This window comes from Streptomyces yamdrokensis, from assembly GCF_053890455.1.
Window position 1 is genome coordinate 7,653,246 of record NZ_CM132679.1, and the last position, 26,157, is coordinate 7,679,402.

Annotated in this window: 25 protein-coding genes and 5 pseudogenes; 15 read left to right on the plus strand and 15 right to left on the minus strand. The window is 68.9% G+C overall.

The genetic code is table 11. The annotated features are described in order from the left end of the window. Nucleotides 1–218: 218 nt before the first annotated feature. From ACWZEH_RS33755 to ACWZEH_RS33785, 7 genes and pseudogenes are all read left to right on the plus strand, one after another. A complete protein-coding gene (locus tag ACWZEH_RS33755; RefSeq protein WP_456194855.1) occupies nucleotides 219–4,397 on the plus strand; it encodes a SpoIIE family protein phosphatase in 4,179 nt (1,392 codons plus the stop codon). Next, entirely contained in the window at nucleotides 4,394–4,696 is a 303-nt protein-coding gene (locus ACWZEH_RS33760) for an STAS domain-containing protein (RefSeq protein ID WP_456194856.1), read from the plus strand. Before ACWZEH_RS33755 ends, ACWZEH_RS33760 begins: the two co-directional genes overlap by 4 nt. Before the next feature lie 100 nt (nucleotides 4,697–4,796). Further along, complete coding sequence (locus ACWZEH_RS33765) at nucleotides 4,797–5,285, plus strand: hemerythrin domain-containing protein (protein WP_456194857.1); 489 nt, start codon at nucleotides 4,797–4,799, stop codon at nucleotides 5,283–5,285. 171 nt (nucleotides 5,286–5,456) lie between these two features. Further along, nucleotides 5,457–5,906 (plus strand): hypothetical protein, encoded by a 450-nt coding sequence (locus ACWZEH_RS33770; protein WP_456194858.1) that lies wholly within the window; start codon nucleotides 5,457–5,459, stop codon nucleotides 5,904–5,906. 203 nt (nucleotides 5,907–6,109) lie between these two features. Then, a pseudogene (locus tag ACWZEH_RS33775) lies at nucleotides 6,110–6,400 on the plus strand (ISAzo13 family transposase); the annotation flags it as partial. A 35-nt stretch (nucleotides 6,401–6,435) separates the two neighbouring features. Further along, nucleotides 6,436–7,020 carry a hypothetical protein gene (locus tag ACWZEH_RS33780; protein ID WP_456194859.1) on the plus strand — a complete coding sequence of 195 codons (585 nt, stop codon included), beginning with the start codon at nucleotides 6,436–6,438 and terminating at the stop codon, nucleotides 7,018–7,020. Beyond that, nucleotides 7,017–7,853 (plus strand): 3-oxoacyl-ACP synthase III family protein, encoded by an 837-nt coding sequence (locus ACWZEH_RS33785; protein WP_456194860.1) that lies wholly within the window; start codon nucleotides 7,017–7,019, stop codon nucleotides 7,851–7,853. The genes ACWZEH_RS33780 and ACWZEH_RS33785 overlap by 4 nt, the downstream gene beginning before the upstream one ends. 267 nt (nucleotides 7,854–8,120) lie before the next feature. Here ACWZEH_RS33785 and ACWZEH_RS33790 read toward each other — a convergent pair. The 4 genes and pseudogenes from ACWZEH_RS33790 to ACWZEH_RS33805 form a co-directional block, all read right to left on the minus strand. Then, nucleotides 8,121–8,345: pseudogene (locus ACWZEH_RS33790) on the minus strand (DDE-type integrase/transposase/recombinase); the annotation flags it as partial. Between the two features lie 18 nt (nucleotides 8,346–8,363). After that, nucleotides 8,364–9,911, minus strand: coding sequence for a MocR-like pyridoxine biosynthesis transcription factor PdxR (gene pdxR, locus ACWZEH_RS33795; protein WP_456194861.1), 1,548 nt, complete (start codon nucleotides 9,909–9,911; stop codon nucleotides 8,364–8,366). Between the two features lie 23 nt (nucleotides 9,912–9,934). Next, nucleotides 9,935–10,681, minus strand: coding sequence for a B3/B4 domain-containing protein (locus ACWZEH_RS33800; protein ID WP_456194862.1), 747 nt, complete (start codon nucleotides 10,679–10,681; stop codon nucleotides 9,935–9,937). Between the two features lies 1 nt (nucleotide 10,682). After that, nucleotides 10,683–11,288 (minus strand): LysE family translocator, encoded by a 606-nt coding sequence (locus ACWZEH_RS33805; RefSeq protein WP_456194863.1) that lies wholly within the window; start codon nucleotides 11,286–11,288, stop codon nucleotides 10,683–10,685. 325 nt (nucleotides 11,289–11,613) lie between these two features. Here ACWZEH_RS33805 and ACWZEH_RS33810 point away from each other — a divergent pair, with 325 nt between their 5' ends. Further along, entirely contained in the window at nucleotides 11,614–12,213 is a 600-nt protein-coding gene (locus ACWZEH_RS33810) for a relaxase domain-containing protein (RefSeq protein WP_456199965.1), read from the plus strand. Nucleotides 12,214–12,230: 17 nt separating this feature from the next. Here the strand turns inward: ACWZEH_RS33810 and ACWZEH_RS33815 are convergent, their stop codons facing one another. Further along, nucleotides 12,231–12,371, minus strand: a complete 141-nt coding sequence (locus tag ACWZEH_RS33815) for a hypothetical protein (RefSeq protein WP_456194864.1) — start codon at nucleotides 12,369–12,371, stop codon at nucleotides 12,231–12,233. Nucleotides 12,372–12,781: 410 nt separating this feature from the next. Here ACWZEH_RS33815 and ACWZEH_RS33820 point away from each other — a divergent pair, with 410 nt between their 5' ends. Further along, nucleotides 12,782–13,201: an SRPBCC family protein gene (locus ACWZEH_RS33820; RefSeq protein WP_456194865.1), complete on the plus strand. Its 420-nt coding sequence runs from the start codon at nucleotides 12,782–12,784 to the stop codon at nucleotides 13,199–13,201. A gap of 420 nt (nucleotides 13,202–13,621) precedes the next feature. Here ACWZEH_RS33820 and ACWZEH_RS33825 read toward each other — a convergent pair whose 3' ends face one another. The 4 genes and pseudogenes from ACWZEH_RS33825 to ACWZEH_RS33840 all read right to left on the minus strand — a co-directional run bounded on the left by ACWZEH_RS33825 (nucleotide 13,622) and on the right by ACWZEH_RS33840 (nucleotide 15,960). After that, nucleotides 13,622–13,849 carry a hypothetical protein gene (locus ACWZEH_RS33825; RefSeq protein WP_456194866.1) on the minus strand — a complete coding sequence of 76 codons (228 nt, stop codon included), beginning with the start codon at nucleotides 13,847–13,849 and terminating at the stop codon, nucleotides 13,622–13,624. A 113-nt stretch (nucleotides 13,850–13,962) separates the two neighbouring features. After that, nucleotides 13,963–14,261 (minus strand): annotated as a pseudogene (locus ACWZEH_RS33830) (transposase); the annotation flags it as partial. A gap of 351 nt (nucleotides 14,262–14,612) precedes the next feature. Beyond that, nucleotides 14,613–15,578 (minus strand): YihY/virulence factor BrkB family protein, encoded by a 966-nt coding sequence (locus ACWZEH_RS33835; protein ID WP_456194867.1) that lies wholly within the window; start codon nucleotides 15,576–15,578, stop codon nucleotides 14,613–14,615. A gap of 37 nt (nucleotides 15,579–15,615) precedes the next feature. After that, nucleotides 15,616–15,960 carry an integrase core domain-containing protein gene (locus ACWZEH_RS33840; protein ID WP_456199966.1) on the minus strand — a complete coding sequence of 115 codons (345 nt, stop codon included), beginning with the start codon at nucleotides 15,958–15,960 and terminating at the stop codon, nucleotides 15,616–15,618. Nucleotides 15,961–15,969: 9 nt separating this feature from the next. Between ACWZEH_RS33840 and ACWZEH_RS33845 the strand changes: the two genes are divergently transcribed. The 3 genes from ACWZEH_RS33845 to ACWZEH_RS33855 all read left to right on the plus strand — a co-directional run bounded on the left by ACWZEH_RS33845 (nucleotide 15,970) and on the right by ACWZEH_RS33855 (nucleotide 17,163). Then, nucleotides 15,970–16,110 (plus strand): transposase, encoded by a 141-nt coding sequence (locus ACWZEH_RS33845; RefSeq protein WP_456194868.1) that lies wholly within the window; start codon nucleotides 15,970–15,972, stop codon nucleotides 16,108–16,110. Further along, nucleotides 16,107–16,271 (plus strand): hypothetical protein, encoded by a 165-nt coding sequence (locus ACWZEH_RS33850; protein ID WP_456194869.1) that lies wholly within the window; start codon nucleotides 16,107–16,109, stop codon nucleotides 16,269–16,271. Before ACWZEH_RS33845 ends, ACWZEH_RS33850 begins: the two co-directional genes overlap by 4 nt. A 100-nt stretch (nucleotides 16,272–16,371) precedes the next feature. Further along, the gene (locus tag ACWZEH_RS33855) at nucleotides 16,372–17,163 is read left to right on the plus strand and encodes an IS3 family transposase (protein ID WP_456194870.1); all 792 of its coding nucleotides are present in this window, start codon (nucleotides 16,372–16,374) and stop codon (nucleotides 17,161–17,163) included. A 157-nt stretch (nucleotides 17,164–17,320) separates the two neighbouring features. Here the strand turns inward: ACWZEH_RS33855 and ACWZEH_RS33860 are convergent, their stop codons facing one another. Further along, nucleotides 17,321–17,827 carry a DoxX family protein gene (locus tag ACWZEH_RS33860; RefSeq protein WP_456194871.1) on the minus strand — a complete coding sequence of 169 codons (507 nt, stop codon included), beginning with the start codon at nucleotides 17,825–17,827 and terminating at the stop codon, nucleotides 17,321–17,323. 393 nt (nucleotides 17,828–18,220) lie between these two features. Further along, nucleotides 18,221–18,547, minus strand: coding sequence for a DUF3291 domain-containing protein (locus ACWZEH_RS33865; protein ID WP_456194872.1), 327 nt, complete (start codon nucleotides 18,545–18,547; stop codon nucleotides 18,221–18,223). 93 nt (nucleotides 18,548–18,640) lie between these two features. Between ACWZEH_RS33865 and ACWZEH_RS33870 the strand changes: the two genes are divergently transcribed. The 3 genes and pseudogenes from ACWZEH_RS33870 (at nucleotide 18,641) to ACWZEH_RS33880 (ending at nucleotide 22,146) form a co-directional block, all read left to right on the plus strand. Further along, nucleotides 18,641–19,312: a MerR family transcriptional regulator gene (locus ACWZEH_RS33870; protein WP_456194873.1), complete on the plus strand. Its 672-nt coding sequence runs from the start codon at nucleotides 18,641–18,643 to the stop codon at nucleotides 19,310–19,312. A gap of 456 nt (nucleotides 19,313–19,768) precedes the next feature. After that, a pseudogene (gene istA, locus ACWZEH_RS33875) lies at nucleotides 19,769–21,370 on the plus strand (IS21 family transposase). After that, nucleotides 21,370–22,146 (plus strand): annotated as a pseudogene (locus ACWZEH_RS33880) (ATP-binding protein). The pseudogenes istA and ACWZEH_RS33880 overlap by 1 nt, the downstream one beginning before the upstream one ends. Here ACWZEH_RS33880 and ACWZEH_RS33885 read toward each other — a convergent pair. The 4 genes from ACWZEH_RS33885 to ACWZEH_RS33900 all read right to left on the minus strand — a co-directional run bounded on the left by ACWZEH_RS33885 (nucleotide 22,143) and on the right by ACWZEH_RS33900 (nucleotide 26,147). Then, nucleotides 22,143–22,580 carry a nucleotidyltransferase domain-containing protein gene (locus tag ACWZEH_RS33885; RefSeq protein ID WP_456194874.1) on the minus strand — a complete coding sequence of 146 codons (438 nt, stop codon included), beginning with the start codon at nucleotides 22,578–22,580 and terminating at the stop codon, nucleotides 22,143–22,145. The pseudogene ACWZEH_RS33880 and the gene ACWZEH_RS33885 overlap by 4 nt on opposite strands. 532 nt (nucleotides 22,581–23,112) lie before the next feature. Further along, nucleotides 23,113–24,606 (minus strand): carboxylesterase/lipase family protein, encoded by a 1,494-nt coding sequence (locus ACWZEH_RS33890; protein WP_456194875.1) that lies wholly within the window; start codon nucleotides 24,604–24,606, stop codon nucleotides 23,113–23,115. 22 nt (nucleotides 24,607–24,628) lie between these two features. Then, a complete protein-coding gene (locus tag ACWZEH_RS33895; RefSeq protein WP_456194876.1) occupies nucleotides 24,629–25,543 on the minus strand; it encodes an MBL fold metallo-hydrolase in 915 nt (304 codons plus the stop codon). Nucleotides 25,544–25,643: 100 nt separating this feature from the next. Further along, a complete protein-coding gene (locus tag ACWZEH_RS33900; protein ID WP_456194877.1) occupies nucleotides 25,644–26,147 on the minus strand; it encodes an SRPBCC family protein in 504 nt (167 codons plus the stop codon). Nucleotides 26,148–26,157 lie beyond the last annotated feature (10 nt).

Sequence of the window (26,157 nt, forward strand, 5' to 3'; positions counted from 1 at the left end):
TCGTGATACCGCCTGCGGCGAGGCGCCTGGGGCAGCCTGGCTTATCCTACGAAGCTGTCGGGGCCTGCGGGCAAGTTCGGCAGCGACGACCTCGTGGAACAGAGCCGTCCGGCTGTGTCCGTGCGTGCTGTACTCCGGGGCGACGCGAGTGCTGTCCGTCATGAGGCGCGGCAGCCTGGTGCGGCGGTGTGGTGAGGACGTGAGGGGAAGGGTGTCCTGTGGCGCGTTCGCAAGACGCTGAACACGAGCCGGCGGTGACGGCCGGTTCCGGCGTGTTCGCCGCCGAGGCGGAGGTCGGCCGGGACCTCGCCGAGGTGGACTGGGAGTCGACCCCGCTGGGCCCTTTGTCCCAGTGGCCGCAGAGTCTGCAGACGGCGGTCAGCATCCTGCTGTCGTCGCGGTTCTCCATGTGGATGGCATGGGGTCCGGAACTGACGTTCTTCTGCAACGCGGCCTACCGGCGGGACACGCTGGGCCGCAAGTACCCCTGGGCGCTGGGCCGGCCGGCGAGTGAGGTGTGGGCGGAGATCTGGGACGACATCGGCCCCCGGATCGACACCGTGATGACCACGGGACAGGCGACCTGGGACGAAGGTCTGCTCCTGTTCCTGGAGCGGTCCGGTTACACGGAGGAGAGCTACCACACCTTCTCGTACAGTCCGCTGCGCGACGACGGCGGCGCGGTGGTCGGCATGCTGTGCGTGGTCAGCGAGGAGACCGAGCGGGTCATCGGTGAGCGGCGGATGGCGACGCTGCGCGACCTGGGATCCGATCCGAGCGTGGTCCGCACCGAACAGGAAATGCTGACCTTCGTGGACCAGCAGCTGGGCCGCAACCTGCAGGACCTGCCGTTCACGCTGACCTACCTGTTCCAGCCCGACGGTTTTGCGAAGCTCGCGGGTACGACCGGGGTACCCAGCGGCCACGCGACCGCCCCAGCCACCCTGCCCGGTCCCGGTCCCGGTTCCGGCGACGTCTGGCCGGTGGAAGAGCCGGCTCGTGGGGAGTCCGTGCTCGTGTCGCTCGATGGCGCCCCGTTCGTCGGCCTGCCGGCAGGGGACTGGCCCGAGCCGCCCGTGCAGGCGCTGGTGGTGCCGTTGCAGCAGTCGGGCAGCGCACCGTACGGATTTCTGGTGACCGGACTGAACCGGTACCGCGCGCTGGACGAGGGCTACCGCGGATTCGTCGAGCTGGTCGCCGGTCACCTCTCGGCCGGAATCGCCAGTGCCCGCAGTTATGAGGAGCAACAGCGGCGGGCGGAGGATCTGGCCGAGCTGGACCGGGCCAAGACCACCTTCTTCTCCAACATCAGCCACGAGTTCCGCACCCCGCTCACCCTGATCACGGGACCGGTGGAGGAGTTGCGCGCTCGCCTGGCAGACGCCGACGCGCCGGTGCGAGAGGAACTGGACGCGATCCACCGCAACGCGCTGCGACTGGGCAAGCTCGTCAACTCGCTGCTGGACTTCTCCCGTATCGAGGCCGGCCGGATGCAGGCGCGCTACGAACCGGTCGACTTGGCCGAGGTCACAGCGGAGCTGGCCAGCGTGTTCCGATCCGCCATCGACAGGGCCGGTCTGGAATTCGACATCGCATGCTCTTCGCCGGTCGGAGAGGTGTACATCGACCGCGGCATGTGGGAGAAGGTGATCCTCAACCTGCTCAGCAACGCGTTGAAGTTCACCTTCAACGGCTCGATTCGCGTCGCCGTCCACACCGAGGACACCCACGCGGTCGTCGAGGTCGCCGACACAGGCATCGGCGTGCCCGCTCAGGAGATGCCCCGGCTGTTCGAGCGGTTCCACCGGATAGAGACCGTCCGCTCCCGCTCCACCGAGGGCAGTGGCATCGGGCTGGCCCTGGTCAAGGAACTGGTAGCCCTGCACGGCGGCACGATCACCGCCGACAGCGCCGAAGGCGAGGGCACCTGCTTCACCATCCGCGTGCCGTTCGGCACGGCTCACCTCCCCTTCGACGCTCTCGTGCCGGCCAGGGGCAGCCGTGTGGCGTCCGCCGCCGACCCCTATCTGCTGGAAGCGCTGCGCTGGCTGCCGGACGAGGCGGCCGGCGCCGACGAGCAGACAGCTGCCGCAGTGGCTGCCGCCGGAGCGTCGGGAGACACCACCGGTCCGGTTGTGCCGGCGCGGGTTCTGGTCGCCGACGACAACGCCGACATGCGCGAGTACCTCACCCGCCTCCTGCACGGCGGCGGATACCGGGTCGACACCGTCAACGACGGCCTGGCGGCCCTGCAGGCCGTCCGAGCGGACGCCCCCGACCTGGTGATCAGCGACGTCATGATGCCCGGCCTCGACGGCCTCACACTGGTGACGACGCTGCGCGCCGACCCACGGACCTCCTCCGTGCCGGTGTTGCTGCTGTCCGCCAGGGCCGGGCAGGAGGCGTCCATCGAGGGGTTCCAGGCGGGCGCCGACGACTATCTCGTCAAGCCGTTCGCCGCGGCCGAACTCCTCGCACGGGTGCGGGCCAACGTAGAGCTGGCGCGGCTGCGCAATCACCAGGCGCGCTGGCGCACCGCGCTGATCGACTCCCTCCAGGAGGCTTTCTTCGTCTGCGACGAGAACGGTGCCGTCGTCGAGATCAACACGGCCTTCACCGACATCCTCGGCTACGATCCCGAGGGCCTGCCCTACTCGCCGGTACACCCCTGGTGGCCGGACGCCGACACCGACCCTGAAGCGCACCACCAGGTCTCCGAGGCCTTCGCTCAACTGCTGGGCAATCCCAAGGGCTCCTACACCATTCCGGTCAGCCATCGCGACGGGCACAGGGTGTGGGTCACCGCCACCTTCAACCAGGCCCACGACCCCGACACCGGACGTCAGGTCACCGTCGGCACCTTCCGCGACGTCACCGCCGAGCACTACGCAATCCAGCGCAAGAGCGCCCAGGCCGCCTTGAGCATGCGGCTCACCCAGGCGACCAGCCTGCCGGAAGCGCTGGCAGGCGTCCTGGCCGAGCTGAAGCACCTGTGGCGTGCCCAACGCGTACTGGCGGCCGTCGCCGCAGCCGGCAAGGAAACGTCCGTGACCGCGACCGATGCCGATCTGTGCTGGCAGGACCTGCCCGCCGACCACCGGGACAAGCTCACCGCCTGGCTCGACCAGCCTCCGCTCACTCAGGTCGACGACGACACGGGTGCAGCCATCACCGTCAACCACCCCGAAGGGGCCATGGTGGTGTGGATCGATCTCGGGGGCCACCGTCCCTTCACCGATGAGGACCAACTGCTGCTGTCCCTGCTGGCCGGCCAGCTCGCCCAGGGGCTGGCCCGCGCCCATCAGATCGACCAGCAGCGCGAGACGGCCATCGCCCTGCAACGAGCCATCCTCGGCCCGTCCAATCTGCCCGACGGCTTCGCCGTCCGCTACGAGCCCGCCACCCAGCCCCTGGAAGTCGGGGGTGACTGGTACGACACCGTCCGGCTCCAGGACGGACGCATCGGCATCGTCGTCGGCGACTGCGTCGGACGCGGTCTCGAGGCCGCCACCGTCATGGGCCAGCTGCGCAGCGCCTGCCGCGCCCTGCTCCTTCAGGACGCCAGCCCCGCTCAGACCCTCATGGCCCTGGACCACTTCGCCGCAGGCATCCCCGGCGCGATGTGCACCACCGTCTTCTGCGGGGTCCTCGACCCCGACACCGGCCACCTCACCTACTCCAGCGCCGGACACCCGCCCGGCATCCTCACCCACCCCGACGGCACCACCCTGCTCCTGGACGAAGGGCGGTCCGTTCCCCTGGCCGTACGCCCGGGCAAGCACCGCCCCGAAGGCACCTGCACCGTGCCCGCACGCGCCATCCTCCTGCTGTATACCGACGGCCTCGTGGAACGTCGGCGCCGCCCGCTGACCGCCGGCATCGACCAGGCCAGCGAGGCCATCCAGGAGGGCCGCAACGTAGCCATCGACGACCTCGCCACCCAGGTCATGGCACGGCTTGCACCCACCGACGGCTACGACGACGACGTGGCTCTTCTGCTTTACCGGCACCCGGCACCGCTGGACGTGGCTTTCCCGGCGGAGTCGTCACAGCTTGCACCGGTCCGCAAGGCCCTGCGCAGCTGGCTCGACCAGTGTGAGCTTCCACCTCACACCGTTCAGAACATCCTGGTGGCGGCGGGAGAAGCCTGCGCCAATGCCATCGAGCACGGGCACCGCGACGCCCCCGGAGACACGATCCGGCTACGCGCCGAAGCCCTCGTCGACGATCTTCGCCTGACCGTCGCCGACACCGGCCGGTGGAAGACACCCCGGCCTGACCTCAACCCCCACCGTGGGCGGGGCGTGGCCCTGATGCGCGCTCTGATGCAACAGGTGACCATCACCTCCGGCGCGACCGGGACCACTGTCGACATGCATACGAGGATCGCCTCATGACCACCCCGCTCACTCTCACCCCCAGTCGGCGTCCCGATGGCGCAACGCTGCTGACGGTCGTCGGCGAAATCGACATGAGCAACACCGACACCCTGGCCACGGCCATCGAGACGACCGACGGCCCTCTCGTCATTGACCTCACGGCCGTCGAGTACCTCGACAGCGCCGGCCTGAGCGTGCTGTTCACTCACACCGACCGCATCGAACTCATCGCCACCCCGCTGCTGGCTCCGGTCCTGAACATTTCAGGACTTGCCGACCTGACCACCATTCACAGCCTCGACACGCCCGAGAGCTGAGTCCGGCTACGAGCGGCAGGCGGAACAGGAAATGTCTCAGCAGCGAGAACGGGGGTAGCTGCGAGACCGGAACACCAACGCTCACAGGTGAGGAGCCACTGTGTCGTCCAATGATGTCGTCGAACTCATCCTGCAGGACCATCGCCGTATGGAAGACCTCTTCCGCACCATGCGCAACGTCGAGGCCGACCGCGCCACCGCTCTCGCGGAGTTCGCGGACCTGCTCATCGCGCACGCCTCGGCCGAGGAGGAGAAGGTCTACCCGGCCCTGCGACGCTACAAGAACGTGGACGACGACGATGTCGACCACAGCGTGCACGAACACGAGGAGGGAAACGAGGCACTGCTTGCTCTGCTGGAAGTGAAGGACACCGCTTCGCAGGAGTGGGAGGACAAGCTCGAAGAGCTTGTCACGGCGGTCAATCACCACGCGGACGAGGAAGAGCGGACCCTGCTCAATGACGCCCGCGAAAACGTCGCCGACGATCGTCGCGCTCAGCTCGGGACGGCGTTCCGTGAAGCGCGCGCAAGGTACCTGGAGGCCGGCTGCGGCAGCGTGGAGAACGTACGCAAGCTGGTGGCGGGTTAGCAGCCCAGCGCCGTCGCCACCTGCACGCGGTGTATCAGCGGCAAGCCTTGGAAGCGGTTCCTTTCCGAATCTGATGTGCGATTTTCCGTAGGTCAGGCATAACGTCCCCATCGTCGAGACAGGCTTGGGCTATCTTGTCCGTCAGCGAGGTGGAGGTGGCGGACGCCATCGATGCGGGCAGTACTCGAGCACCGTGAGAAGGCTGCTTTGATGCAGGTGGAGGAACCGCGGGCCGAGTCCGAGCGTGTGCGGGCGGTTCTGGCTGAGGCGGAAGAGCTGCTGAACCGCCGGGTGATCGGCCTGGAACAGTATCTCGAGGCGCTGGCCGAGCGGGACGTGTCCGCTGTGGGAAGGACGCCCGTGCCGACTGCCGTCCAGGCCCCGCTGAAGGAGCCGGTGCCGGTGGCCGGGCCGCTCAGGACGGTGGCCCGCCGTGAGGACGGAGTGCCGGTGGAGGTCCTGGGACCAGACTGCCGGCGGATCATGGCCGCGCTCGACGAGGCGGGCGGGGACGGTCCGACCGCGCGGCAGACGGCGGTGGCACTGGGCTGGGACAGCTCTGTCGTGTCCCGGGTCGAGGGTGCCCGGGGGAGGCCGAGACGGCTGGTGGAGCGGGGCTGACCGGTCGAGGGCGGGCCGGGCCGGTTCACGCTGCCCGGACCAGGTCCGGCCGCTGCTGCCGCGCGGTGACCGCGCGGCAGCAGCAGCGACGGCCCGTCACCATGGTCATCGATCGAAGGACCATGGCTTCGCTGCTGGCCGGATGCGCTTGGTAGTCACGGGCCAGCCGCCGGGTCCGCATCAGCCAGGAGAAGGTGCGTTCGCGGGCCCCGGCGAACAGGCTGCATCACCTCGCCCAGCGTTCGCTGCAGGCACCTGAACCGACCGGTACGACCCGCCGGCAGCTCAGCCGGCTCATCGACACTCCGACGCCCGCGCTGGAGATGCAACGCGAGGAAGTACTCCGCGCACGTCGTGGTCACGAGCGTCCGGTCGCACCGGGCACAGGCGCCAAAACCAAGCTCACCGCAGCTGACCGGATCCTGGCTACGGCGCTCCACCTGCGCAAACTCGCCCACATGGGTCTCCTGGGCCAACTCTTTGGCGTCTCCGCCGGGGCCGGACCGTGTGGCTCTCGCAGGCATCGTCCATGTATTGCGCAAGCGAGTTGCCCGGCGGGACGCCCGCGCTGGCCCTGGCAGCGGCCCACGCCTACGGCCTGCCCCTCGACGCCGTGCAACTGTCCCGGTTGGCCCGCCGCGGGTCCGGATCGGCCGCGCGGTCCGTCTTCGGCGGCTTCGTGGTCTGGCACGCGGGCGATCCCGACGCCTCCGACCCCGACCATGCCTCCTACGCGGAACCGGTCGCGGACACCCGCCTGGACGCCGTGCTGGTCGCCGTCGTCTTGGAGGCGGGCCCCAAACCCGTGTCGAGCCGGGAGGCCACGCGGCACACGGTCGCCACCTCGCCACTTTACCGGGGCTGGGTGACGGACAGCCGCGCGGACCTCGCCCGGATGCACAAGGCGCTGCGCGACGGCGACATGGCCACCGTCGGTGCGGTCGCCGAGCGCAACGCTCTTGGCATGCGCGCGACCATGGAGGCCGCGCGGCCCGCCGTCCGCTACCGCACCGCCGCCTCTGACGCGGTGCTCGGCCACGTGCGCTCGGTACCGGTTCCTGCCTGCCCGGCAACGTGGTCACCAACGAGGAGGTGGGAACACCGGCCGGCGTGACACCTGAGTGGATCGTGCAGCGGACCGGCATCCGGACACGCCGCTGGGCCAAGCCCGACGACGTCACCTCCGGTCTCGCCGCGACCGCCGCCCGCACCGCGCTCGCGGTCGCCGCCGAACTCGGTGTCCCGCCCGGCAGGCCCGCCTACGACATGAACGCCGTGTGCAGCGGCTTCGTCTTCGCCCTGACCACGGCCGAGCGGATGCTGAACGGCACCGGAGGACACACCTTGGTCGTCGGCGCCGACATCTACTCCCGCATCCTCAACCCCGCCGACCGCCGCACCGTGGTCCTGTTCGGCGACGGCGCGGGCGCCGTCGTCCTGGGGCCCGTCCGCGGGAGGGGCGTGATCGCCGCCCGCCTGGCGTCGTTTCCCGACCACCGGGACCTGATCCGCGTCCCGGCCGGCGGCTCCCGGATTCCCGCCTCGCCCGAATCACTCGCGGACGGTCTGCACTACTTCACGATGGACGGCCGGGCCGTGCGCGCCTTCGTGGAGGAGCACGTGGGACCGATGATCCACGATTTCCTCCACGAGCACGGCGCTCGAGCCGGCGGCGGGGGCGCAGCCCGCGTCCACTTCGTGCCGCATCAGGCCAACGGTCGCATGGTCGAGAAGCTGGCGGCCGACATCGGCTTCCCGCAGGCACATGCCCACATGACCGTACGGGACTACGGCAACACCGGGGCGGCGTCGGTACCGGTGACCCTTGACCACACGGCGAGCCGGATGGAGCCGGGCGACCTCGTTCTCCTGGCCGGCTTCGGCGGAGGCATGGCCGCCGGACTCGCCCTCCTCGAATGGGAGCCCCCGCCCACACGCCACACCTGACCCCGCTCGGCCCGGCGAAGACCCGCCCACTGGCCGCGGCCCCCGGTCGGAGACGCGGTCTCCCCTCCCTGCCCACGGCGCCAACCGGGTGGGGTCGCGGTGGTGCGCCGCGGCCAACCGGTCGAGGAGGCCGTTCACCTCGATCGGCGCAGGCCGGCCACGAGCCGTCGTCCCGCTGGGCTGCGGCCAGTAGCGCGCGCCGCTCGCCCTGCCCGGCCGGCAGGTCCAGGTGGCCGGCGGTCAGGGTCCGCAACGCGAGGCCGAGGGATCGGCGAGGGCATGGTCGTAGCTCGAGCCGACGAGGCCCGTGCTGCGGCGGATGCCGTGCCCACGGCAGACATCGGCGAACGCCGCACTCGTATATTGAGAGTTCCTGTCCGTGGGGAAGACCACGCCGTGGACCTGGCCGCCACGGGCGGCCTCGGCCGTCTCGGTCGCGTCGGTGACCAGGGAGGTGCGCATGTGATCCGCGATGGACCAGCCGACAGCCCTGCACGGCGGCCAAGGGCGTCAGGTCAGCTCGCGCAGCGCCTGGCCGAGCGCCACTACCCCTTCAGTGATTGCGCCGGGCGAGCCGGCAGCGTAGCCGAGGACGAGGCCGGGGCGGCCGGGCAGCTGGCGGTGCCACGACAAGGGCTGGCACTTCACGCCGCGGGCGAGCGCGGCAGCGGCGAGCTCCGTGTCGGGCACCTCGGGCGTATACGTGATGGTCAAGTGCAGGCCGGCCGCCGCGCCGTGCACGACCGCGCTCGGTAGGTGTTCGGTGATGGCGTTGATCATCGCGTCGCGGCGGCGCGTGTGGCGGCCACGGAGCAGCCGCAGATGCCGCTCCAGTTGGCCCGACTCCATCAGCCGGGCGAGCACCAGCTGCGGCAGCACGGCGTTGCCCAGGTCGATGAAGCGTTTCGCGTCGGTCATCCCTTCCCGGTGGCGAGGCGGCGGCACCACCCAGCCGATCCGTAGTGCGGGTGCGAGCAGTTTGGACACACTGCCCATGTAGCACAGCCGGTCGGCGAGCTGCGAGCGCAGCGCGGACACCGGTGGCCGGTCGTAGCGGTGTTCCGCGTCGTAGTCGTCCTCCACGATCAGCCCGCCGTCTGCTGCCCAGTGCAGGAGCTCGCGGCGGCGCTCACCGCTCGTCACGACGCCGGTGGGAAACTGGTGAGCGGGTGTGAGCAGTACCGCGGGGGCGCCGGTGGCGCGCAGTGCGTCGACGCGTAGGCCGTCGCCATCGACCGGTACGGGTGGGGTGGCCAGGTCTCCGTTTTGCAGGTGCTGGCGGGTGCCGAGCGAGCCAGGGTCCTCCACCGCGACGCTGGTGATGCCCTCTGCCCGCAGTACGGGGTGCAGCAGGGTGAGCGCCTGCGCGGTGCCGGCGACGATCAGCACCTCGTCCGGGGCGACACGGATGCCGCGGCTGCGCGCCAGCCAGCCGGCGACGGCACGGCGCAGCCGCGGGGCACCGCGGGGGTCGCCGTATCCGAGGTTCCGGGCGGACAGTTCGGCGAGCACAGCTCGTTCGGCGCGCAGCCAGGCCGCGCGGGGAAACGCGGAGAGGTCGGGCTGGCCGGGGGTGAGGTCGATGCGGGCGCGGGTGGCACGCAGCGCGTCGAAGACATCCGCGCCGGGCTCGCCGGTGAACAGCGCGCGCGATACGGTCTGACCGGCTCCGTGACCGCAGGCCGGGGCAGTGCCCCGGGACGGCCCCGACTCGGAGGGCGCCTGCAGGAAAGCAGGGGGTGCCGCGACCACCACCGTACCGCCGCGCCGCCGCCCCTCGACATGGCCGTCCTCGGTAAGCCGCCGGTACGCTTCGATGACCACCCCCCGGGAGACGCGTAGTTCGGCGGCGAGTACCCGGGTGGGCGGCAGTCTGCCGCCTACGGCCAGCCGGCCGTCTGCTATCGCCTGCCGCAGCCGTCGCGCCAACCAGTCCGCCTTGCCGCCTGCGGGCGCGTCCCCGGCGTTCAGCTGCAGAAAGTCGGAGCCGTGAGCAGGGGGTCCGGCGTCCGCTGACGCGGCTGCCGCCGTGGATGCGGCAGACGCGCCGCTCGTCATCCGTTCCTCCTCGTTCACCGGACTCATGGTGCCATGCGCCGCTGCGGCGCATGAGCGCTGACCGGCGACTGGCCACTGAGGGTGAACTCCGGTGCGGATGAGGTGAGAACGGCTGCCGCGTGGGTTGTCCGCCAGTGCGCGGTGAGTTCCTCGGAGATCGTCTTCATCACCTCGGAAACGGTCTCGCCACCGCCGTCATGCATGGCCTCCGCCACCACGAGGATCCGGTTGGTGTGCCCGCTGACCGCGGAGTGGCCGCTCTGCCGGTTGGTCCAACGGCGAGCATGCGCCCGCCCGGTGGAGTCGGCATACGTCACCTCGCCAGAGGCTGGGTGCTCGGTGTCGCCGCTGAAGGTCGTGTAGTGCTCATCACCGCGGGCATAGCGCACCTCGAGCAGCGGGCCGGCGATACGGTCGGCGTCGAGGACCGCGACCGGGACCGCGTACGCGACGGAGATCGCGTTGCACAGGTCGACCACTGGGTGGATACGCGGCAGCGTCCCCTCCTTCCGCAGCCGCCGTAGCAGCGACTCCGAGGCGCACCGGTACTGGGTCGGCTTCAGCCCCATCCGGGTGAAGGCCCGCCGCCAGGCCAGCACTTCGGGGAACTGGCCTTCGCAGGCGCGGGCCAGCCGGGCCTCGGCGCGGTCGGTGTACTCCGCAAGGCGCGGGGTGACGTCGCCAGTGCCGCTGACGCCGCTGGCGTGAAGCGCACCCGCGACGAGTTCGGGGTAGTCGGACCAGATCGCGTCTGCGTGTCGGAAGTGCATCTCACGCCACCGCCAGCCGTGCGCTCAGGCCCACGAAGCAGGCAGCGAACACCCGGCGGATGACGGTCATCACCTGCGGCCGTGCCAGCACGCGGTTGCGTACAGCTGCAGCGCACATGCCGTATGCGGCGAAGACAACGAAGGTCAGGGCCATGAAGACCGTACTGAGCCGGAGCATCATGCCAAGGGAACCGGGCTCGCCGACGGGGACGAACTGGGGGAGAAACGCAACAAAGAACATCGTGAGTTTCGGGTTGAGCAAGTTGATCAACACTCCGGAGGTGATCACGCGAGCCGCCGACCGCGGCCCGGCCTCTTCCTCGACTGCCAACGCGTCCTTGTCACGCAGCGTCGCCCATGCCATGTACAGCAGATAGCCGACACCGAGGTACTTCACCACCTCGTAGGCGGCGGCGCTGGTGTGCAGCAGCGCGGCGAGCCCGGTGATCGTCGCAAACAGATGCGGCACGACGCCGAGAGTGCAGCCGAGCGCGGCCACCAGGCTCGCCCGGCGGCCGTGGGACAGCCCGGCGGCGAGGGTGTACACCACGCCGGTGCCAGGGGTGATCACCACTACCAGGGTGGTCAGCAGGAACGCGATACTCAACAAAACCTCCGCGAGGTTGAAGGTCCTCTCACTCTTATGCGGTCGTGGTCCGAAGGACAGGGCCAAAGCGCACCTGCCCAACCGGTCCATAAAAGTCACGACCGGGAACCCCCGACAGCGGCTCAGGCTTCACCGCTACCGCCTTCTACCGCAGGAGCATCCGCTCCGCCCTGAGGGCATTCCGGGCCCGACAGCAGCGAGCCCCGCCGGCGATTGTGCCGGTCCGTGCCCGGCGGCCGGATGAGGAGGGGACCTGTGGGACCTGTCGGCGGACTCGATGCCGGAGCACATTGCGGCGGCCGGCACCCTGTCCTCCCTCTATTTCATGGAGGAAGCGTTTGCCCGGCTCGGGTGGACGTGGGAGCCGCGCGAGGTGACGCCCGAAAAGAGGCCGGTCATGGAGATCGCGGGTACTGACCGGCGCCTGACCGGTTGGCAGTCCACCCGCCGTCAGCAGATCGCGGACGTGGTGTCCGCCCTGATGGCCGATTACGAAGAGGCGCGGGGTCACCCGCCGGGGGAGCGGGCCGCGTACGTGCTGGACCATGAGGCCACCGACGGTTCCCGCTCGCCGAAGCTGCCCGGGGTGCGGTCGTTGTCCGAGCCGCGCGATGGCCGGCGGGGATCGGCGATCCGCGCGTTCGGTGCCTGCACCGTGTACCGGCCGGTGGAGCAGAGCCCCGGCGATTTGCCCTGGCCGCCGCCAAGCTCCAGGACGGCATACGAGAGCGCGCCGTCACTCACGGCCCGACGAACAGGATGCTCTGGAACACCAGCCGGCCCGGGTGCCGCTTGCGCCCGGGATGACGGGGCCGACGCTCCGCTTTCGGTAACAGCCGCTCGATCACCGCTCACAGCTCGTCGTCGACTTCCCACAGCTTCGGCCGAGCCACTCCACACTCCCGGATCATCAGTTGCGGAATGATCCAACCACCCTGAAGATCATTTTCTAAGCCGCTGATCCATGTGATCGCGGTCGTCGTAGCCGAGGCCGGGGTCATCGCCGCCAATCCCGGCTCTCGGACCCGCCGCGTCCTCAACGGCCTTGTAGTGGATGTGGCTGGCATCAAGCGTCTGCTGCACTGTTACATCAACGTCCCGCGCGCCCTCATCGGCTGCCGTTCCCAGCGCGGTCGTGCGGGCAAGCGGCAGGCGGGTCGCTGCTCGTTCTGTGATGGGGCCCCCGTCCGTCTGCGGACAGCAGGCCGCCCGAGCGGGGCACTGGCTTTCTCCGCCACGACCGCATCGACGACGGCGCGCTGGCCTACCATCCCAGCGACCGCTGGGCGGAGGTACGTGCTGAACTCGTCGACCAGCCGGACCGGGAGGGCTGCGCCTTCTCGTTGCCGGAACGCGCTGATCGCGCCCATGGCCGAGGGCGCGTGAGTGAGCGCGGGAGCTCCGTGTGCTCCGGCCCGCTGCGGGTAGCAGGGACCTATCTGTTCATCGCCTGCGGCAGCGCAGCCCATGGCCGAAAGTGAGAGAGGTGCAGTGTGTCCGCCTCCCTGGTGGAAACCGTCGACATCGAGGCCCCCGTGTCCGTGACCTGGGCACTGTGGAGTGACGTGACCAAGTGGCCTTCCTTTCTCAGCCACGTCCGCATAGTGCAACCACTCGACGAACGCCGTTTCGCATGGCAACTGTCGTTGCCCGGCGCGGACAAGAACTTCGTTGCCGAACTGACCGAGGTGGCGACCGAGAACCGGATCGCCTGGCGGACGACGGAGGGGGTCCATCACGCGGGCGTGGTCACTTTCCACCGGCTCAGCGACAAGTCGAGCAGGGTGACGCTGCAGATCGAGTACGACCCGAAGGGCTTCGTCGAGCATCTGGGGGCACTGACGAATCTGGACTCCACGCTCGCCAACCATGATCTGGGCGAGTTCCGGAAACTTGCAGAGACCGCGGCCTGAACCTGGCGGCAGATGCCAGTGGCGACCATGACCACCTGCTCGCGACGGCTGTAACTGCCATCGGTGCCCACGGGCGAGCTGCCCGCGGTACCGGGCCTTCCGACCGATAACCACCTTCGAGGTTCTTCCCGCCGACCTGGGCGTCGCTGTATACGTCCAACGTCAGTACGGCATCGTGCCCCCGCACCGGCAGGTCCCGAGCTCTCACGTCATGAGGGCTGAAGCCTGAAGGGCAACTACCATCGCGCGCCTGCACAACTTCACCCTCGCCGGACAAGTGGGCGGGCCGCACAGCGAACAACCACGTCCGCACCGAGCCAAAGGTCGTTTACGGGACATCGCTTGCGAGCTCGTGCATGCTGGGCGGTGAGACGTTGAGGACTTCAGTGGTTCTCGGCGTTCACATCTGCCGTGCCGCATTCAGGTCCGTGGTCTGTTGGCGGACAGCAGGCCGGCGACGGCTTGGACGATGTCGCTCATGTGCTCGCGGCGGCCGTGGTGGCGGGCGAGGGCCCGCCAGCTCTTCAGGTGGGCGATGGCGTCCTCGACGCGGATGCGGCGCGAGGAGCGCGCCTTGCGCTGTCGTTGGTAGATCTCCTCATACCAGTCCGGCGGGTTCTTCTCGAACGTGCGGTGTGGTGGTGTCACGACTCGCCTGCCGTTCCGTGCACCCAGTCCCTGGTAGCCGGGCCTCGGCGAGGATCTCCACACCTGGCCCCTTGGCCAAGAGTTTGGCCAGGCCCAACTGCCGGGCAGGGGCGATGTCCGCACAGACGGTCCGCGCTGGTCGGGGCGTCGGAGCGGAACCAGTTGGTCACGTCCACGGCCGGCACGAGGCGCCCGTCGGCGGCCTTCGGCTGCGGCGCGGCCGGAAGCCGGCGCAGGCGTCCTGCATCAACACCGCCGCAGTTCAGCACGTCGTACATGGCGCCGTGACCGCATCGGTGCTCGGCCACCAGCGTCAGACCGACCGGGTGCTCACCGGCCCCTCCGCGCACAGCAGCGCGTCCGTCAGCTCGAAGAGCGCATCACCTCGCACGGTCGGGCAGGCGTAGAAGATGTTCCGGAAGTGTGACGCCCGGGCAGATGCGTCCGCTCGGCGTCCCGTCGCAGCACACTCATGTCCACGGCCTTCGTGCTGGTCCCGTGTGTTTCCTGATCCGGTAACACAGGATCAGGCGAAGGCCGCCCCGACATGCGGGGATTACGCGTCTGAGCGAACGCGTACGAGACTTGTCCGCCAGCACTGGGGCAAAGCTCAAGCTTGAGTGGTCTGTTCGTCATGTGGGGAGGGGCTGCGCGGGCTGAGCGGGGTGACACGGTGGTGGGCGGGCCGCCGTGGCAGGGGCTGCAGAGCTGGCAACACGGCAACGGCGCGCCTTGTACCGGCACGGCGTGTCCTCCTCGACGGTCAGCGGCCCGGCCCGGGGTCCGGCTGTACAGCGGTGTCGATACCGGCACGCGCCGCCTCCAACTGGGCCGCGAACGCGATGCCGAGGAAGAGAGCGACGGCGGTGAGATTGGCCCACAGCAGCAGGGCGACGAAGGCGGTGAGCGGCCCGTACAGGGCACCGAACGCGCCGCTCCCCTCGACGTAGAGCGCGAGCAGCCACGTCGCCGCGACCCACAGCAGGAGATGAACGGCTGAGCCGAAAGCCAGCCACGTATAGCCGGGCTGGACCCGTCGGGGCGACCAGCGGAAGATCACCGCGGAAGCGACCCACGCCAGCGTCAGCCCCACCGGCAGGTCGAGCGCACCCCACCACCCCGCGCCACTTCCCGGCCCTCCGGCCACGTGGGCCACCGCGTCGCCGACGGCGTCGCCGGCGACGAGCACAACGAAACCGAGCACCAGCGGCAGACCGGCCGTGAACGCGAGGAGGACGGCCCTGCCGTATTTATGAGGAAAGGGACGATCGCGTTCGATGCCGTAGATGCGGTTGGCACCCCGCTCGATCTGGCCCATGGCCGAGGCGAGGTTCAGCAGGGCGAAGCCCAGGCCGAGCCACAGGGCCAGCGTGGCCCCGAGATCGTGGTGGGCACTGCGCCGCGTCCCGTCGAAGGCGTCCTGGACGAGGTCGGCGCTGGCGCCGGGCACGATCCGGCCGAGGGTGAGTTCGATGACTCGGCCCACACTCTCGGTGTGCACCGAGGTCGCCAGGCCCACCAACGCCACGGTGCACGGCACCAGGCCGAGGACGACCTGGAAGGCGAGCGCCCGGGCATTGGTGAACCCGTCCGCGTAGCGGAAGCGGGCGAAGGAGTCGATGAGCAGCCGCAGGCTTCCGTAGTGCCGCAGCGAGGTGAACGCCTCGTCGCCGGAGAGTTCGTCCCCGATCATGTCCCGGGTCTGTGGGACGTGGACGACGGTTCCCATACGCGCGCACTCCTCGCCTCGAGTGGGTCTGCTCCACTTATTGATCACCCCTTTTTCTGCCGTCACACCTCCTGGGTGAAGGCGGTCGAGGAGGGCGTCTCAGCTCGAACTCGATGGGTGTGAACATGTCGAGTGCGGAGTGCCGACGTTGTCGGTTGTGGAAGATTTCGAGGTACTCGAGGATCGCGTCAGCCAGTTCCGGGCGGGTGTGCCATCTGCGGCGGTTGAGTAGCTCGGTCTGCGTCCGACCCCAGAACGACTCGATCACGGCGTTGTCGTAGCAGTCGCCGACTGTGTCCGTCGAGGGGGCCAGGCCCGAATGAAGCTCCCCCCTTTGACCTGGACAGCCTGATACTGGGATTGAAGGTCCCGGAGGAAGCAGTCACAGGTAGTGAGCAATACGAGCAAGCGGTACACGGCGCAGTTCAAGCGGGACGCCGTCGTGCTGGCGTTGCCGTCGGACAAGACGGTCACGGAGGTCGCCCGGGACCTGGAGGTGAGCCCGGAGGGTCTGCGCTGCGTGGCTGGGTGAAGCAGGCCGAGAGCGACCGGGGCGAGGGGCCTGCCCGGGCTCTTACCAGCGCCGAGCGGAAAGAACTCGCCCAGCTGCGGCGCAAGGTCCGCGAGCTGGGGAAGACGGTCGGCAGCCTGGGGAGAGCGACCGCCTTCTTCGCCCAGGACAAGATGAGGTAGACACCGCCACGCGGTGCCGATTCATCGACGCGGAGAAGGCATCGGACGGCAATCTCACAGGTCACAGCGTTGCGCTGCTGTGCCGTGCACTGGGAGTGCCATGCTCGGCACACTCGCGCACCAGACGGCCGCGCCGGCGCGCCGGGCCGCGCGACGCGAGGAGGAGCGCCTGGTGGACGAGATCCGATTACGCCACGCCGGATCGCGTGGCGCCTACGGGGCTCCGCGGATCCATGCCGCTCTGCGGCGGGCCGGGCGGGCGGTGAATCCGAAGAAGGTCGAGCGGCTGATGCGCAAGCACCGGATCGTCGGGATCACCCGCCGCCTACGGGGCCCGATCCGGCAGGCGAAGCAGGTGGTGTTCGCCGCCGACCTGATCGGCCGGGACTTCACCACACCCCGCCCCGGGATGCGGCTGATCGGTGACATGACCGAACTCGTCACGCCGGAAGGGAAGTTGTATCTCGCGACACGAGAGGTGATCGGCTGGGCGATGGCGGACCATCACCACGCCGAGCTGCCGGCTGTCACCCTGCGGATGGCGTCCGGCAGCGGTGGCCCGGAGAACGGTTGCACCATACACACCGACCGTGGCAGCGAATACACGAGCGATGAATTACGCACCGGGATACGCAAGTTGCGTATGAGGCAGTCAATGGGACATGTCGGTTCTCGTTGCGATGACGCTGCTGCGGAAAGCTGGTTCGCCCTCCCCGAAGCGGAGATCGGAACCACCGTCCGGGAGACCCGCGAGGCCACCCGGGCCGACGTCTTCCGCTACATCGAGACCGAGTACAACCGCAGCCGGCTCCGCAGGCACCCCGAGTACGGCTACGTCACCCCGCTCGAAACGAGAACCTTGCTCCGGCAGAACCTCGTCCCGGCAGCGTAAACACCCGCTGTCCAGTTCGCGGGGGGAACTTCAGAACGACGAGGCGGCGGTACTGGTCGTGGAAGAGACCGGCGACGTGAAGAAGAGCAGACTGCAGTATGGTCGAACGCCGCATCAACAAGTTCAAGATGGCGCGGGCTGGCCACCCGCTACGACTCTAAGCAGGCACCCCGTCGGCCCGGCGGGCAGCCGCGGCACGCGCCGGGACGTAGGCCCACAGCGCGACGCCGATGAAGATCACCTGCTCGGGAATCCTGAACCACAGCGGCGTCGGCTGCTCCCCGTTGAACGGGATCTGCTCGACGGCCGCGTGGATGTTGGCCGGGAGCATCAGGACGAACAGCGCGGCGAGGCCGAGCCCGGCCGTCGGCCGGGTGGCCTCCCGGACGAGTCCGGCGGCGCCGAGGAGTTCCAGGACGCCCGTCGCGTAGACCGCGAGGCGGGGAAACGGCACGAACGGCGGGACCATCGCGACCAGGTCGTGGTGGCCGGGCATAGGGCCGAAGGCGGACGGGACGAAGTGCGCGCTCGCCGTGAACACCAGCATGACCGCGAGACCGTGCAGGACGGATACCTGCCAGGTCGCGAACCGTCCGACGCCGAACGCGCCGAGCAGCCGGAACAGCACGGTGGGAACGGCGATGAGCATGAGTGTGCCGAACATGAGAGGAGAATCCTTTCGGTAGGTCGGGCGTGTTCAGGCCGCGGTGAAGAACAGGCCCGTGCCGTACGCCCGGCGGGCGGACAGGAAGAAACCGTCAGGGTCGGCCGGGCCGCCGAGCCGCCGTCCTTGACGACCCGCCGCGCGCGGGGACCGATGACCCGGGCTGATGTTGTGCGCCGCCGGCGATGATTCCCCGGCTGAAGAGAGGGTCCCCGGTGACGTCCAGCCTGGGAGCGGCGTTCGGGCACGGCTGTACCGCCACTCGGAGAGCTTCGGGGGCGTGGGCCGCGCGGCGTCGAGCGTCAGACGGGTCGGCCGCCGGGGTCGGCGGTGTCGGCCTGTGCCTTCCCGGCGAGGCGGCGTTTGGCTTCGTCCCATGTGATCGGCAGGTGCTCAGCCGTCGGTTTCCCAGAGGGCGAAGGCCGATTGCCGCATCTTGGGTCGCATGGCACCGCCGTGCGGGTCGGTGTCGGCATGCGTGGAGAGCTCGTCGCGGTCCTGCCAGGCGGAGAGGGTGCAGAAGACCCGTCGCAGGGGTTGCGCGATCAGCGAGGCGCCGTAGGCGCCCGGGGCAGTCTTCACCTGGCGCCAAGGGGACATGGAGAGCATCAGAAAGCGGGGGACGTCCGTGAGGGACCGCAGTTCAAAACAGGATGCCATGACGAGTGTCCGGGCCTGTGGCGGCGCGGGGTTCGGGGCGATCCAGCCTAATGTGGGCACGGCGAAGGGCCTCCTTCGGGGGTTGAGCGTATGGGCACCACAGCAGGATAGATAATAGCGCTATCCATTATCCGTTGCCGAGGAAGTGAGTGGATGAAGGTCTCCGAGCTCAGTCGACGCACCGGCGTACAAGTGCCGCTGATCAAGTACTACCTGCGCGAAGGGCTGCTGCCCCCGGGGCGGGCCACCGCGTCCAACCAGGCCGACTACGGCGAAGACCACGTGCACCGGCTACGGTTCATCCGCACCCTGATCGGGACGCGCGGCCTGTCGACCAGCGCGACGAAGGAGATCCTGGACGCGATCACTGCCGAGCAAGAGGATCTGCACCAGGTCTTCGGGATAGTGCTGGGCGTACGTCCGACCAAGAAGGAAGAGGGCACCGGCACGGAACGGCCCTCGAAGGAGCCGGAGCCGGAGGGCCTGGCCGACGCACGCAAGCTGATCGCCGAGATGGAGTGGGAGGTCTCCCAGGGGAACCCGGCCGCGCGCACCCTGGCGGAGGTCCTGGCCGCACTCGCCGACCTGGGCGCGGACATCGACTGGCGCGGCCTGCTGCCCTACGCCCGACTCGCCGACAGCATTGCCGACGTGGACGTGGAGCAGATGCGCGGCGAGCGCGACCTGCTGGCCCAAGCCGAACGGGCCGTTCTGGTCTCGATCCTCCTCGAACCCGCCCTGCTAGCCCTCCGCCGACTGGCCCAGGAAGCCAAGTCGGTCCGACACTTCGGCGGCGGGCAGCCCGGCGAGGCGAACTCAACATGAACGTACAGGGCTGGTGCCAGGAAGTATGCCGACCCACTCGTGTACTTCACCCGGTCGTCCCGCGGGCCAGCTGCCAGATCCCCGGCCCCGGGTCAAACGGACGGCGTAACTCGGGTTGTTGAAGTTACTGGCGTGCTGCGGAGAGCCGACCGTCGAGGGTGATGTCGAAGGCATTCAGGGTGTGTCGGCGGTCACGTAATTCCCCACCCCCGTGGTCACGACTCCCCACCGGGACGCCGACCACCGCGGGTGCCGCCGATCGTACTCAGACTGGTGCGACGTTCCCTGCTTGGGGTGGTTTGAGTAGCGATTTGCTATTCCTTGTGAATCGGTCGGGTTCCCCATGGGCACGCCGGTGCCGGGTTGAGGGCCCTGATCTTTAGGAGTGGTCGCGGTCCCTTGATCTGCGAGCCGAGAGGCCGACGGACGCACCGGATGGCAAGGAGAACGTTCACCGTGGTCGACATCGTCGAGATCTACGTGCACTGGTATGCGGGCCGCTCCAAAAGCCAGGTGTCCGCCTCGCTGGGGGTGGACCGCAAGACGGTCAGGAAGTACCTGGCGCCGGCGGAGGCGGCCCGGATCACCCCGGGCGGGCCGCCAATGAGTGAGATGGGCCGGGCCAAGCTGCTCAAGAGGTGGTTCCCGGAGCTGGCCGGCCGGGAGCTGAACCAGGTCCGGTGGGCAGAAGACGAGCCGCACCGCGACTATGTCAAAGAGCTGCTGAAGACGACGACGGACACCACGGTCCACCAACGCCTGCGGGACGAAGGCAAGTTGAAGGTACCTCTGTCGACGTTCCGCCGCTGGGTGCACGAGAACCTGCCAGGCGAGGCGGCCCGCTCCAAGCTCACGGTGCTGCGGGAGGACGTCGATCCGGGCTCGGAGGCCCGGATCGACTACGGCTTCCTGGGGCAGTGGACCAACCCGGCCGGCGGGAAGCGGCACCGGATCTGGGCATGCGTGATGGTGCCGCCCGCCTCGCGGCACATGCTCGTGCGTCCGGTGGTGCACATGGACCAGCATGCCTGGACCCTCGCGCACGTGGAAGCGTTCCGCTTCTTCGGCGGCGTCCCGTGGCGTCTGGTGCCGGACAACCTGAAGACCGGGGTGGACAAGACGGATCCCTACGACCCGCAGATCAACAAGTCGTATGCCGAACTCGCCTCCCAGTAAGGCACGTTGGTGGGCCCGGCTCGCGCCTCGAAGCCGAAGGACAAGCCGCGGGTGGAACGGCCCATGCCCTATGTCCGCGACTCGTTCTGGAACGGGCGGACGTTCACCTCGCTGGAGCACATGCAGGTCGAGGCTCTGCTCTGGACGAGGAACGTCGCAGGTCAGCGGCAGTGCCGCCCGCTGGACGGCGCAAAGCCGCTGTCCGTGTTCGAGGCGGTGGAGGCCGAGGCCCTGCTGCCGCTGCCGCTGCCGCGCGCGCCGTTCGTGCTGGCCCGATGGTCGACGGCGATGGCCGGCCCGGACATCCACGTCAAGGTCGGCCGCACTCTCTGCTCGGTGCCCTGGAAGCTGATCGGACGCCGCGTCGATGTCCGCTCCACGGTCACCGTGGTGCAGATCTTCCACGAGGGTGAGCTGGTCAAGACCCATGCGGCACTTGAGCAGGGCAAGCGCACCGACAGGAATGACTACCCGCCCGAGAAGATCGCCTTCCAGATGCGGACACCGAACTGGTGCCGCGGCCAAGCTTCGTAGGTAGGGGACGCCTGCCGGGAAGTGATCGACCAGCTGTTGGAGGTCAACGCCCCCTACCGGCTCCGCGCGGCCCAAGGGGTTCTCGGGCTGCGGAGGAAGTGCGGCGACACGCGGCTGGAAGCCGCCTGTCGGAAGACGGTCGCGGTCGGCGATCCGTCCTACCGCACGATCAAGGGCATCCTGGTCGCCGGCACCGGCACCGAACCGGAGACCGGTGACGCCGGGGCCGTGGCCTTCCTGCACGGACCCGAGAGCCTGTTCGCCGTCACCATCCCCGCCCAGATGCCGGGCGAGGTCCACGACGACCAGGACCGCGGTGACGCCGAGGAGGCCGCCCGACGAGCGTGATGACCACCGCCCTGCGCGACTCGCTCAAGAGGCTACGGCTGTCCGGGATGCTCGAAACCCTCGACGCCCGCCTCACCCAGGCCCAGAACGGTGAACTCGGACACCTCGACTTCCTCCAGGCCCTCTGCCAGGACGAGATCAGCCGCCGCTAGACCGTCGCGCTCGAACGCCGCCTGCGCAAAGCCAAGTTCGAACAACAGGCCACTCTGGAGGGCTTCGACTTCCACGCGTCCCCGAAGCTGCCGGCCGCCCAGATTCGCGACCTGACTGCCCTGCGCCGGCTTCACTCCGGCGAGTCCGTCATTTTGTTCGGACCGGTCGGCGTCGGAAAGACACACGTCGCCCAGGCCCTCGGCCACCAGGTCGTCTGCCAGGGCGCAAACGTCCGCTTCACCAAGACCAGCCGCACCTGGCCGAGCTCGCCGGCGGCCACGCGGACCGCACCTGGGACAAGCGCATGCGCGAACTCGTCCGCCCTGACCTGCTCATCCTCGACGACTTCGCCATGCGCCGGCTGACCGCACCCCAGGCCGACGACCTCTACGAGCCCGTCTTCGAACGGCAGGGCCGGCCCCTGATCATCACCAGCAACCGGGCGTCCGGCGACTGGACCGGGCGCCCGGCGACTGGTATCCCCTCTTCCCCCACCCCGTCGTCGCTGAGTCCCTGCTTGGGCCGGCTGACCAACCGCCAGCCACCAGGTCATCATGAACGGCCCCAGCTACCGGCCCAACAAGCGGCCAAAGGGCCCCACCGACAAGCCACCGGTCAATTAGCAGGCGGCGAGAAGGTCGGCAAGGATGCCTGCCGGGTCGTGCAGCACCTGGGCACCGTCGGTGACGACACGATGCGTCCCACGATCGACGGGATCTGTCTTTGCCCAGGTCGGAGGGCCGATACTCAGCTCGACTTCCAGGCCGGAGGCCGTGGAACAGCGTCGTTCTGTGACCGGTCCCCACGACTGGGTGCGGATCAGTTCGCCCAGCTTGAGTTCCACGGCCCAGGCATCCTCGAGGAGGTATCGGGACTCGTTCGTGGTGAGCAGGACGACATCGATGTCGGAGTCCGGTCGCGCGGCGTTGCGGGCGCAAGATCCCACCAAGAGCAGGCCGACGATGTCCTCACGGCTCCTCGCCCAGCGCGTGATCCGGTCGATGACCTCGTTGATCTCAGAGGCCCGCTCCGACGACAACGCGGTTGGAAGATTCACTGACTGATCGTCGCGGTGCACCTCGAATGTCCCTCGCCGAGTATCCGATGCCGACATCCGAACAGCTTCTCAGGCCGGTGCCGCGACAGCCACCACCGGCGACGGCAGAGGACACGATAGCGCAGCCGCACGCCGGCGGACTCGCTCCACATCGTGCAATGCAACGGCCCACGACCTGGGGAATTACGTGACCACAGGGGGGGATTGCGTGACCGTCGACAGCAGTACGCCGGTGAGCTGGGTGAACACGCCGTCGGGGAGTGAGGAGTGGTCCTTGATCGCCGGAATGCAGGTTTTGGCCATGACTGGTGACTGGCGGGTGGATCGGATCGGGCCTGCACGGTCCTGGTGGTGAGTGTGGGCCCGGGCCGTTGGCTTGATCGGTCCGCGAGCTTCGATCGTTTGCCGAGCCTGCTGATCAGAGGTCGTTTCCCACGCTCACGGAGATCGTTTCCCGTTGCCCTGATCACACAGCTCCACGAAGCGGGTGGTGTTCCTTGAAGGGGATGAGCAGGCGAAATTCGTACGGGCGTCAGCTCCAGGCCTGCCGTTCCCGGCTGCGGGGGTCGTCGATCCGGGTCCACTCGGCGTCGATGTGCATCGTGGTCCTGCGCTCGGTGTCGTACGGGTCCCAGCCAGGATCGCCGGTGGTGGCGAACCGGATCCAGGTCTTGTGCATGTGGTCCGCGAGATCCGCGGGGGGTTTGTCGGGGCCGAGCAGGGCGGAGGGGCCGAGCAACTGCGGCAGGTGCGTGAGATCGAAGACAAAGGGCAGCTCGACCGCGTGCGTGGCGCCGAGTTCTCCGTCCAGGGCGTGCGAGCGCCAGGCGAACTCGTAGGCAAAGGTCGCGGACTCGGAGTGGGCGGCGTGGGCGGCAGCCAGGGCGCGGGTGCCCGCGCCGAACAGCGCGTCGCTCATGATGGCGGAGCGCAGTTCGCCGTAGGACGCCTCGGGACGTGTCTTGCGGTACGTCTCGATGAGCCGCGCCGGGTTCGGGTGCGAGCGCGCCGCCGTGTCGTCCACGTCCTTGGCGGTCGAGGTGGCGTACTTGTTCACGGGGACCAGGTAGAGGAGGCTCTCTTCGGTGTTGGTGCCGATGAGCAGGTCGACGTCGGAGCTGTATCCGGTGGCGACGGCTTCGGCGGGCTGGGTGTCCAGGACCAGGCTGAAGGGGCTGAGGCCGATCAGCGGGTCGTGGTGGGTGGCGGTCTGCAGGTCGATGCCCGCGAGCTTGGAGGCGGCCTCCACCAGACGTTCGTCGGAGATGTCCGCGAAGGCGTTCACGTGCGGCTTGACGCCCAGGACCTCGGCGGCCGCGGAGGTGACGCGGGCGGCCTGCTCGGTGGTGAACGCGCCCAGACCGCTGCCGCTCTGCACGATCGCCCTGCCGAACAGGCCGGCGGCCTCGGGGGTGGCGAGGACGCCTCCGACGATGGTGGCACCAGCTGACTGGCCGAAGAGCGTGACATTGTCCGGGTCACCGCCGAAGCCGGCGATGTTCTCCCGGACCCAGCGCAGCGCGCCGACGACATCGAGCAGGCCGCGGTTGGCGGGGGCCCCGGGCAGATCGAGGAAACCGGCGATGCCGAGCCGGTAGTTGAGCGTGACGAGGACGACGCCGTCACGGGCGAAGGCGGACCCGTCGTACATCGCGGACCGCGTCGAGCCGGCGACGAATCCGCCGCCGTGCACGAACACCATGACCGGCAGGCCGCTCTGCGTGACGGCGGGCGTCCGGATGTTGACGGTGAGGTAGTCCTCGCCACGGCTCCAGCCGGTGCCGAAGTAGGGGGTCATGTCGATGCTGCCGAGCTTGCGCTCGGACTGCGGTGCGTTGGGTCCGGGGACTGCGGCGTCCCGTACGCCGTCCCAGGGCTCGTGCGGCTGGGGCGGGGCGAACCGGTCGGCTCCGCGGGGCGGGGCGGCGTAGGGGATGTTCAGGAAGGCGGCGGTGCCGTCCTCCTGGCTCAGGCCGCGGACGGCTCCCTGCACGGTGGTCACGACGGGTTCGGGGTGGTGGTTCATTTCTCGTGCCTTTCCGCGGGCTTCAGCGCTGCTCGGTGTACGGGGTGAAGGGCGCCCAGCCCTTGATGGCGAAGGTGCTTCCGTCCCGTACGACTTCGGTGGCGCCGTGGCCGCCCAGGTGGGCCGGGATCACGAGGGCGCTGTTATCGGCGGCCCAGCCCAGCACCTTGCGGCGGGTGGCACGGGCTTCGGCGGGGTTCTCGCAGAAGCAGCTGTTGGCGGCCGGCTCCAGGATCTGTACCGGGCTGTGCAACATGTCGCCGACGAACACCGCGCGGTCCGTGCCGGAGGTGAGGGTCAGCACGGAGGAGCCGGGGGTGTGCCCGGGAGCCGTGTCCAGGCGCAGGTTCGCGTCGATCTGGTGGCTGTTCTCCCACAGTTGGGTCAGGCCGGCCTGGTGGACGGGGGCCACGCTGTCCTCGAAGACGTTCTGGTTGCCGCGGCTGAGGAGCGGCTGGTGGCCGTTCTCGGGGTTCCAGAAGTCGAAGTCGTCCTTGGGCATCAGGTAGGTGGCGTTGGGGAAGGTGGGGACCCACCGCCGGCCGTCCAGGTAGGTGTTCCAGCCGACGTGGTCGATGTGGAGATGCGTGTTGATCACGATGTCCACGTCCTCGGGCTGGACGCCGGCCCGGGCGAGGTTGGCCATGAAGTCCGTTTCGAGGTGGCTCCAGACCGGGGCGTAGGGACGCTCCTTGTGGTTGCCCACGCCGGTGTCGACGAGGATCGTCTTGCCCTCGCTGCGCAGCAGCCAGGTTTGGATAGCGGAATTTACGATGTTGGTCTCGGAATCCAGGAAATGCGGGGCCAGCCATTTGTCACCGGCTTCCCAGATTTCCTTCGAGCTTTCCGGGAAGAAAGTTTCGGGCGTCATTTCGACGGATCCGAAATATTCCCATACCCGAGTGATGGAAACAACGCCGAGGGTGATCTGTTCCATGGGATGTCCCTAGAATTCGAAGGATTTACGCAACCGTACGAGCGGCCCGGTGACGTACGGCGTCTCGCCCCGGCCGGCGCGGCCGAAGCCTTTGTCGTCCTCAGCGTTCTTCGGCGAGCCACTGGGCGAGGGCGGTGAGGGCGATCTCGACGCTTTCGGCCATGTGGCGACGGAGCGCGTCCAGGTCGGCGTGGGTGGCGCCCAGCACCAGGTCGAGACGGAGCAGTTGCCAGGACTGCTGGACGACGGTTCCGTGGCCCGGGGGAGTGAAGGTCCATCTCCAGTGCACGATGTCGTTTTCCGCGCCGCCGACGACGAAGCCGAAAGCCGTCCCGGGGACGGCTCGCACGATCTGGGAGCGGCTGGTCCAAACCCTGTCGTTCCTGCGGTTGCGGCCGCTGAACCAGGCGCCGGTCCAGGGGCCGGCCTCCGGATCGAAAGCGATGTCGTCGGCGTCGGGGCTCCAGCGGCTGATCGCGGACACATCGTTGACCAGTTCGTAGACGAGGGCGGGTGCGGCGTCGACCCAAGCGCGCCTGGTGAAGGCGAAATCGGCCGCATCCAGGGCCTCGATGGGATCGTTTCCGATGGTGGTAGTGGTCAAGACGGCCTCC

What these genes read in the sequence shown, in the direction of transcription:
- ACWZEH_RS33870 (WP_456194873.1), top strand. Translation starts at nt 18,641, where the DNA reads ATGAAGGTCTCCGAGCTCAGTCGACGCACCGGCGTACAAGTGCCGCTG.
- ACWZEH_RS33860 (WP_456194871.1), bottom strand. Translation starts at nt 17,827, where the DNA reads ATGTTCGGCACACTCATGCTCATCGCCGTTCCCACCGTGCTGTTCCGG.
- ACWZEH_RS33855 (WP_456194870.1), top strand. Translation starts at nt 16,372, where the DNA reads ATGCTCGGCACACTCGCGCACCAGACGGCCGCGCCGGCGCGCCGGGCC.
- ACWZEH_RS33800 (WP_456194862.1), bottom strand. Translation starts at nt 10,681, where the DNA reads ATGCACTTCCGACACGCAGACGCGATCTGGTCCGACTACCCCGAACTC.
- pdxR (WP_456194861.1), bottom strand. Translation starts at nt 9,911, where the DNA reads ATGACGAGCGGCGCGTCTGCCGCATCCACGGCGGCAGCCGCGTCAGCG.
- ACWZEH_RS33835 (WP_456194867.1), bottom strand. Translation starts at nt 15,578, where the DNA reads ATGGGAACCGTCGTCCACGTCCCACAGACCCGGGACATGATCGGGGAC.
- ACWZEH_RS33770 (WP_456194858.1), top strand. Translation starts at nt 5,457, where the DNA reads ATGCGGGCAGTACTCGAGCACCGTGAGAAGGCTGCTTTGATGCAGGTG.
- ACWZEH_RS33890 (WP_456194875.1), bottom strand. Translation starts at nt 24,606, where the DNA reads ATGAACCACCACCCCGAACCCGTCGTGACCACCGTGCAGGGAGCCGTC.
- ACWZEH_RS33760 (WP_456194856.1), top strand. Translation starts at nt 4,394, where the DNA reads ATGACCACCCCGCTCACTCTCACCCCCAGTCGGCGTCCCGATGGCGCA.
- ACWZEH_RS33810 (WP_456199965.1), top strand. Translation starts at nt 11,614, where the DNA reads ATGGAGGAAGCGTTTGCCCGGCTCGGGTGGACGTGGGAGCCGCGCGAG.
- ACWZEH_RS33895 (WP_456194876.1), bottom strand. Translation starts at nt 25,543, where the DNA reads ATGGAACAGATCACCCTCGGCGTTGTTTCCATCACTCGGGTATGGGAA.
- ACWZEH_RS33780 (WP_456194859.1), top strand. Translation starts at nt 6,436, where the DNA reads ATGTATTGCGCAAGCGAGTTGCCCGGCGGGACGCCCGCGCTGGCCCTG.